At 36.8% G+C, this 7,080-nt stretch carries 7 protein-coding genes; all 7 read right to left on the bottom strand.

Annotation, left to right across the window (positions count from 1 at the left end; all coding sequences use genetic code 11):
* Positions 1–191: 191 nt before the first annotated feature.
* Positions 192–1,271, bottom strand: coding sequence for a putative sodium/potassium/calcium exchanger (locus FHR85_RS10085; protein ID WP_167262811.1), 1,080 nt, complete (start codon positions 1,269–1,271; stop codon positions 192–194).
* A gap of 207 nt (positions 1,272–1,478) precedes the next feature.
* Positions 1,479–2,021: a GNAT family N-acetyltransferase gene (locus FHR85_RS10090; RefSeq protein ID WP_167262812.1), complete on the bottom strand. Its 543-nt coding sequence runs from the start codon at positions 2,019–2,021 to the stop codon at positions 1,479–1,481.
* A 19-nt stretch (positions 2,022–2,040) separates the two neighbouring features.
* The gene (locus FHR85_RS10095) at positions 2,041–2,334 is read right to left on the bottom strand and encodes an AzlD domain-containing protein (protein WP_167262814.1); all 294 of its coding nucleotides are present in this window, start codon (positions 2,332–2,334) and stop codon (positions 2,041–2,043) included.
* Entirely contained in the window at positions 2,331–3,071 is a 741-nt protein-coding gene (locus tag FHR85_RS10100; RefSeq protein WP_243864223.1) for an AzlC family ABC transporter permease, read from the bottom strand. Before FHR85_RS10100 ends, FHR85_RS10095 begins: the two co-directional genes overlap by 4 nt.
* 19 nt (positions 3,072–3,090) lie before the next feature.
* Positions 3,091–3,885: a helical backbone metal receptor gene (locus FHR85_RS10105; protein WP_167262816.1), complete on the bottom strand. Its 795-nt coding sequence runs from the start codon at positions 3,883–3,885 to the stop codon at positions 3,091–3,093.
* Between the two features lie 59 nt (positions 3,886–3,944).
* Entirely contained in the window at positions 3,945–5,735 is a 1,791-nt protein-coding gene (locus FHR85_RS10110) for a methyl-accepting chemotaxis protein (protein WP_167262818.1), read from the bottom strand.
* Positions 5,736–5,920: 185 nt separating this feature from the next.
* Positions 5,921–6,967 (bottom strand): SpoVR family protein, encoded by a 1,047-nt coding sequence (locus FHR85_RS10115; protein WP_167262820.1) that lies wholly within the window; start codon positions 6,965–6,967, stop codon positions 5,921–5,923.
* Between the last annotated feature and the right edge of the window lie 113 nt (positions 6,968–7,080).

Here is a 7,080-nt window from a genome sequence, read left to right on the forward strand (position 1 = left end):
CTAAATTTTTAAGATAATTGCAACAATTTTCTGAACCTTTAATGTAATTTATTCAAATTTTCTTTTCGCGTGTTAGGTTTTAACCAAATTTTTTAACTAAAAACAAGACCCTGATGTTTAAAAACATCAGGGTCTAGCTTATTGGGAGAGAGGTGTTATATAGATACTTTGCCTAGCAAAGTGATCCGCGATTATTTGCCATTCGGTCCGCCTTTTCCATTGCCTTTGCCTTTAGCTTTGCCCTTACCTTTTGCTTTTCCTTGGGCTTTGTTTTCTGAAGCTTTTTCTTTCTTTTCTTTCACAAATTCCGGCGGTCCTTGTTTACCTTTTTCTTCTTTTTGCTCTTTTTGTTCATCTTTTTCTTCATTTTCCTCATTTGTTTCCACTAATTGATTTTGTGTGACGTCACCTTTTGTTTCGTCTTGTTCTTCATCTGATTTAGTCTTTTCTTCTTGTGCTACTTCTTCATTTTCTTTATTATCTTCAGTTCCATCATCGTTCTGTTCCTCTTCTGATGTGCCTTCATCGTTGTTTTGCTCTTCTTCAGTTGAGTCTTCTTGGTTATTTTCTTCTTTATTATCAGTGGATTCATCTTGTTCACTGTTATCTTCTGCAAATTCATCAGTAATTTCATTTAACGATTCATATAATGATGCTAAACGATCGTCATCATATTTCGATTCTAAACGCTCTAATGAACGCTCAATATTACGTTTTAGGGCCGCTTTAGCAACTGGGTTCTTCTTATCTTCCATTGCTGTTGCTAGAGACAATACATTTTGTCCAACTTGTTCTTCATCAGAAGATTCTTCCTCATCACTTTCTTCTTTCTCTTCTTCATTAGATGATTCGTCCTCTTCTTCTGTGCCTTCTTTATTGTTAGTTTCATCTGATTCTTCAGATTCCTCTGCTTGTCTTGCTTCCTCTAATACAGCTAAAACTTCGTTTAGTTTTGTCTGGGCTGTTTCGAGATCGCCTGATTCATAAGCTTCATAAGCAGATTCAAGTTCTTCTACTGACCAAGCTAAAATGTCTTGAGCTAATTCAGTGTCTTCATTTTCGATGGCTTTCGACAATTCCTCAGATAGTTGTGTGTAATAAGTAAATAATTGCTCTTCAATTGCCTTTTCTTCCTTTTGTTCATCCTGGTCTTGTTCTGTTGTTTCAGAATCATCTACACTTTCGTTCGCAAATGTGCCGATTGGAGATAGAAACAGAGCTCCCGTCAACGTTGCGGCTGATAATGAGTAGACAAAAGATTTCATTTTCATGTGATCATCCTTTCTATGTATTATTACTTATACATTACGAAATTCGACCAATCATTATTGGGGGTTGTAAGAAAATTTATGCAATTTTATATATACTTTTTTTAATTTTACATAAAAAAAACTTACTAGCTTGGGACTAGTAAGTTTTAGCAATTTTATTAAATTGTTCTCACAGCTTAATATTAAATCTTGTTATGAGCATAAAATTTAAGACTTAGAATGTGAAGATTCCAAAAGTTGCTTTAACATCTGGAGATCATACCACCCATATGCCGTTTCTTCATAGGTACCCTTTCCAATCGTCACGTTTTCTGCCTCCATCGGCCGCGCACCCAAGCGCACATAAAATTCTCCATTCGGGTTATCGGTTAGGATCCACACGAGTAGCGATTGATAGCCGATCGTCTCACATTCCTCTACAAAAGCACGTAGTAGTTCTTTTCCATAGCCACCACCTTGATAATCAGGTGACACGTATATATTATAAATTTCTCCTTCAACTTCTAAGTAATCTGTCCTTACTTTACCTCCTGCAATAAAGCCTACAATCTCTTCATATAACGTTTCTAGAACAAATACGTGATGATTCGTTTGTAATGCGGTCTCCCACATAATCTTACGGTACTCAAATGACGTTATTTGTTGCAAATCATCTTGTTCAATGATCGGTTGATATGTTTCAATCCATGTTTGTTCATGAACCTTTGCAATTTGTTCAGCATCTTCAACACGTGCTCGTCTTATGTTCATGAGTATCCCTCACTCTTTTTTAAAAAGTCAATAAAAATACGGTCGCAATTGCACCTAACACTGCAAAGATAACATTTACATTAAATAATGCAATAACAACAGCTATTAAACCTCCTGCTAAACCAATCCAAGGCTGATCTGGTATTACCGTTAGAATACTAGGAAAAATCAAAGCCCCTAATGCTGCAAATGGAATCGCATTTAGCCAACGATTGAGCCAAGGGCGAAGTTGAACCTTCTCCATAATAAAAGCCGGAATAAACCGAGGCACCATCGTCACAATCGCCATACCTATAATTGTTGCTATAATCATGCCTCATCCTCCTTCATGACGACAATTCCAAGTAAACTTGCTAAGATCGTTGAAATGACAATAGCCCAGCCTACTTCAACTGCAAGTATATTCATTAAAACATAATTAACACCCATTGCAGCTACTGCAATGATCCCAACACGCCATTCTTTTTTAATCGATGGCACTAACAATCCTATAAACATTGCGTATAAAGCGATCCCCATACTGTCACTTAATGTTGCAGGTAGAGCATCACCTAATATAGCTCCTAAAAAGCTTCCAAACACCCATCCTATGTAAGCTATTAAAATTAAAGCTAAAAAATAAAAAGTACTATGTTCTTTCTTAGCTTCATGACCATTTAAGGATGATACGGCAAATGTTTCATCTGTTAAACCTAATGTTAACCCGAATTTCCATCGCATCGGAAACTCTCGAACCTTATTAATAAAGGACATACTCATAATGAAATGACGAAAATTCAAAACGAATGTCGCAATGACAATTTGTACGAGCATAGCCCCTTGAGCAAACATATTTGCTGCCATGAATTGCGCTGCCCCTGCGAAGACTAAAACACTCATCATCGTTGTCTCAAATGTTGTTAAACCAGATTGTTGTGCTAAGACACCATAAGCAATCGCAATGGGTAAATAACCTAAAAAGATAGGAAATCCAGCAAAAGAACCACGCTTAATCGCTAGTAGTTTTGATTGTTCAACTCCCTCATCTGTCATCATTGATGTTTCCCCCATGTTGACACCTTCTCTCATCTTAATCTTTAGTTGGTTTGGGATAATGCGTCGGATGTAATAAGTAGGCAATTTTCTCTAAACCTTCTATTAATCGTGGTGATGGCCTGCAATATAAATATTCCTCCAACACATGAATATTCTCGTTTTGAATCGCTGATAAGGTATTAGCTTGTTCCCGTTTTTTTATAATCGCTGGGTTCATCTTAGCTTCTTGAACACCAACCCATACCATACAAATGACATCAGGATCTCGCTCTAATACCTCTTCCCATTCTACTTGTACACTCGCCTGATCATAATCTTTGAAAATGTTATAACCACCTGCTAATTCACTTATGTAAGATAACCAGTTTAGTTTGCCTGGTGTGAATAATGGTTTCGGCCACCATTCCCAATATAACGCTTTCGGATATTTTATTTCCCGGGAAATGGCTCGATATTTGTCTAAGTGGGACTTAAATTGGTCATAAACTGTTTGTGCTTTAGCCTCTTTTCCTATTTCCTTCCCTACTGTCAGTAAATCCTGTGCAATTTCGTCTAATGAATTAGGATCGAGAATAATATAAGGAATTTGAGCCTCATCTAGTTTTTCAATATTTCGTTCCATACCAGGTACACTTAATGAAGCCAATACTAAATCTGGCTTCAATGCACGGACCGCTTCTATATCAATGTTTAAATCTCTTCCTACTCTAGGTAATTCATTGACAGCTTCAGGCCAATCACTATCATCATCAACACCCACTAATTGATCAGTTGCTTCTAAATACGCTAAGATCTCCGTATTGCTGGGACAGATCGATACGAGTCGCACACAACCACCTCGCTTAAAATGTTAGAAAGGAGAGACTGAATTTTCAGTCTCTCCTTCTATTATAGCTTGAATTGTTGAACTTGGCTATTTAAGTCTTCTGCTAATTTCGTTAAATCATCAGTCGCCCGAGAAATTTCTTCCATCGAGCTATTCGTTTCTTCAACTGATGATGCTGTCTGTTCCACACCAGCAGCTGATTCTTCTGAAATCGATGCAATCTCCTCGACTGACTTATTCATCTCTTGACTATCATTTAATACATCTTTTAAGTTAGACGTAATCTCTTGAATTTGACTCACGACATTATTAATAGCGTCGTTGATTTGAATAAAGGTCTGCTCTGTGTGTTTGATTTGCTCTGAGCCTTGTTCGACTTCTTGATAACCCGATTCTAATGACTGAGTGACTTGTTTCGATTCTGTTTGTATAGAGCCAACAATACCTGTGATATCACCGACAGAATGGCTGACTTGCTCAGCTAATTTACGGACTTCATCAGCAACAACTGCAAAACCTTTCCCGTGTTCACCTGCACGTGCCGCTTCAATCGCTGCATTCAATGCGAGTAGATTAGTTTGATCAGCAATATCCTCAATCACTTGGACTAATTTAGAAATTTCGTTTGATTGTCGATCCAAACCTTTGACTTTCTCAACTGCATCTTCAACAATATGATGGATTTGACTCATTTGAGTAACCGACTCACTCATCATCGATCGACCCTCTTGTGTCATCTCTAACACTTCCTCTGAAGCGTGTGAAACATGTTCGCCACCATCATATGAAGCCTGTACTTTCCGTACTAATTGTTCCATCATTTCCGATAAAGCAGAAGCACTTTGGGCTTGGGTTTCAGTCCCAGACGAAAGTTCCTGCATAGTTGAAGCGATTTGTTCACTACCTTCGCTAACTTCTCGAGCCGATGCTGTCATAGCTTCCCCTTTATTGGTCACGGATTCAGAAGCAGTGGAAACACTTGAAATGATTTCACGTAAATTCGATTTCATGGTATTAATCGACGATGCTAGTCTTCCTAGTTCATCATTTCCTTGATATTGCACATCTTCAACTGATAAATCACCTTCTGAAATTTGATCAGCGACTTCAACAACAGAGTGTATATTTTTATTAACATTTCGACTAATTAAGACTAGTGCTATTATAGCAATAATTGCAGCAACAATAATCCCCGTCACTAAAACTGTTTGAATCTCAAGCATAGCTGAGCGCGTATCATCAGCTGAAGCGCTAAAATCATTAATCACCATTTGACGAAGCTCGTCAATCATACCAGTCGTTTCAGTACGAATAGATTCAACTTTTGAACGACCACCTAATGCTGCTTGTTCGTCACGTTCACCAATAGCATAAACAATTTCTTCTTCAACAATATTCGTAATTTCTTCATTGTTCGTTAAAATTTGATCTAGAAGGCCTTGCTGTTCAGAACCTAGACGATTTCCAACATCTTCAGCTATAGCCACAAATTCCTCGTTCATACTACGATATTCATTAATATGGTCATTCGTTTTCAACATCACATAATCACTAATTCTAATATCTTTCCCACGAAATAGGGATTCCATTTCACCTACTTCAATAGCTGCTTCACTTAATCCTACCTGTTCATTAATAGTCTGATCGGAATTGTAAGCTTGCATAAAAACAATTCCTGAAGCAATTGTGAACAGTAATAAAGTAAATATAAGAACTAAACCATACTTCTTACCAATTGATAAATTAGAAAAAAATCTTGTTTTATGTATATCGCTTTCAGTTTCACGTTTCGATTGTTTTCGTCGCCTTCCTTTTTCAAGCCATTCTTCTCGCCATTTTTGTAACTTCCCCATCGTTACTCCCCCTTTTTTAGATCCACTTCTTTAATAATCCAAAAGTTCATTGAATAATGAATTTTCTAAATTCGACAATTCTTACTTAAGATTAGCATAGGGGGGTGTAATTGACAATGTTTTATGAGCATTTTTTCTTAAAATCCAAACAATGACCACAGGCTATTAGTCTTAGTGAATGACCATTAAATTGGTTTTATATAAACGCGGTGTTTTAATAGTGCTTCTAGAGATTGAATGATTTTTCGGATTTTAATGTCATGATACTGTTCTTTTGGGTAGCGAAAAGTGACTTCATTTTTATTTAATGTAGATTCACGATCTAAATCAATCCGTAATTTTCCTTGGTAACGAGCTGTTACTTGAAGCTGTTGTTTAACAGACGGATAGTTATTTCTTGCTCCTTTCTGACTGGGATGAAGGATTGATATAAGATCGTTATAGTGAATGGTTGGTGAGTAAAATCGCTCTAAAAAAGAGGAGTCAGTTGCTATTGAGCGTATTCTAAAACGCTGGTTTTCATCAACTTCCTCCCATAGTTTTTCACCTAAACGATATAAATTAATACCAGTAGGATACGGGCGATTCTTTTCATTGACTACTTTTTCTACAGCAGGGGTGTATGAATGATTATGTCTTAATAAAAGACGCTCATACAAGGTAGCCCAACCTTCATTCATGAGACTTGTTTGGCCTATCGTTTTAAATAAGAGATTTTCGAAATCGAACACACGCCATAATTTCACAAGTGGCGCATTCAAATTCATGTTCGTTAGAATCCACTCAACGTCCTCTTCATGAATATGAATAAATTGATATAAATCATATAAAGAATGATTTAACGATAAGAAATCATAATGGCTTAGTTGTTCTCTTGCTTGTTCAAATTGTCGTCGCATGACAGGATATTGTTCTTTAAATGCTTGTATCATGGTGACTATATAATGGTTTTGATTTATAAAATCTGCATGTGCTAAGCAATGTGCGGTAATCAGTATTTTGATATGTTCTGGTTGGTCATCCCGTATATAAACCGTTTGATCGACAATATCAAACAATTCGGTCACTTTAGTTGATGCATGAGAAGGTTTATGTAATGTGAGTCTTTTGGCGTAACCTTTTTGTTGCAATTCATCTAATGAAGCCGAAGATACCATTTCAATATGAAATGGTTGAGGTGACAGACCAAGATCGACTGCCGCTTCCAACCATTCATGATCCACCTTTTGCAAATAATCCCTTCTTTCCAAACCTCGATTGTAAAATTAAGCGAGACACTATAAAAGGACATGTCATGATATACTCAACCCATAACCTACCAAAGTTAAGGAGAGTGTATCTGACA

The sequence above is a fragment of the Alkalibacillus almallahensis genome, from assembly GCF_011761495.1.
Lineage (GTDB): Bacteria > Bacillota > Bacilli > Bacillales > Alkalibacillaceae > Alkalibacillus > Alkalibacillus almallahensis.

Excerpts from the sequence above, each read along its gene's own strand:
- FHR85_RS10085 (WP_167262811.1), bottom strand. The coding sequence starts at position 1,271 with ATGAAAATGAAATCTTTTGTCTACTCATTATCAGCCGCAACGTTGACG.
- FHR85_RS10090 (WP_167262812.1), bottom strand. The coding sequence starts at position 2,021 with ATGAACATAAGACGAGCACGTGTTGAAGATGCTGAACAAATTGCAAAG.
- FHR85_RS10095 (WP_167262814.1), bottom strand. The coding sequence starts at position 2,334 with ATGATTATAGCAACAATTATAGGTATGGCGATTGTGACGATGGTGCCT.
- FHR85_RS10100 (WP_243864223.1), bottom strand. The coding sequence starts at position 3,071 with ATGGGGGAAACATCAATGATGACAGATGAGGGAGTTGAACAATCAAAA.
- FHR85_RS10110 (WP_167262818.1), bottom strand. The coding sequence starts at position 5,735 with ATGGGGAAGTTACAAAAATGGCGAGAAGAATGGCTTGAAAAAGGAAGG.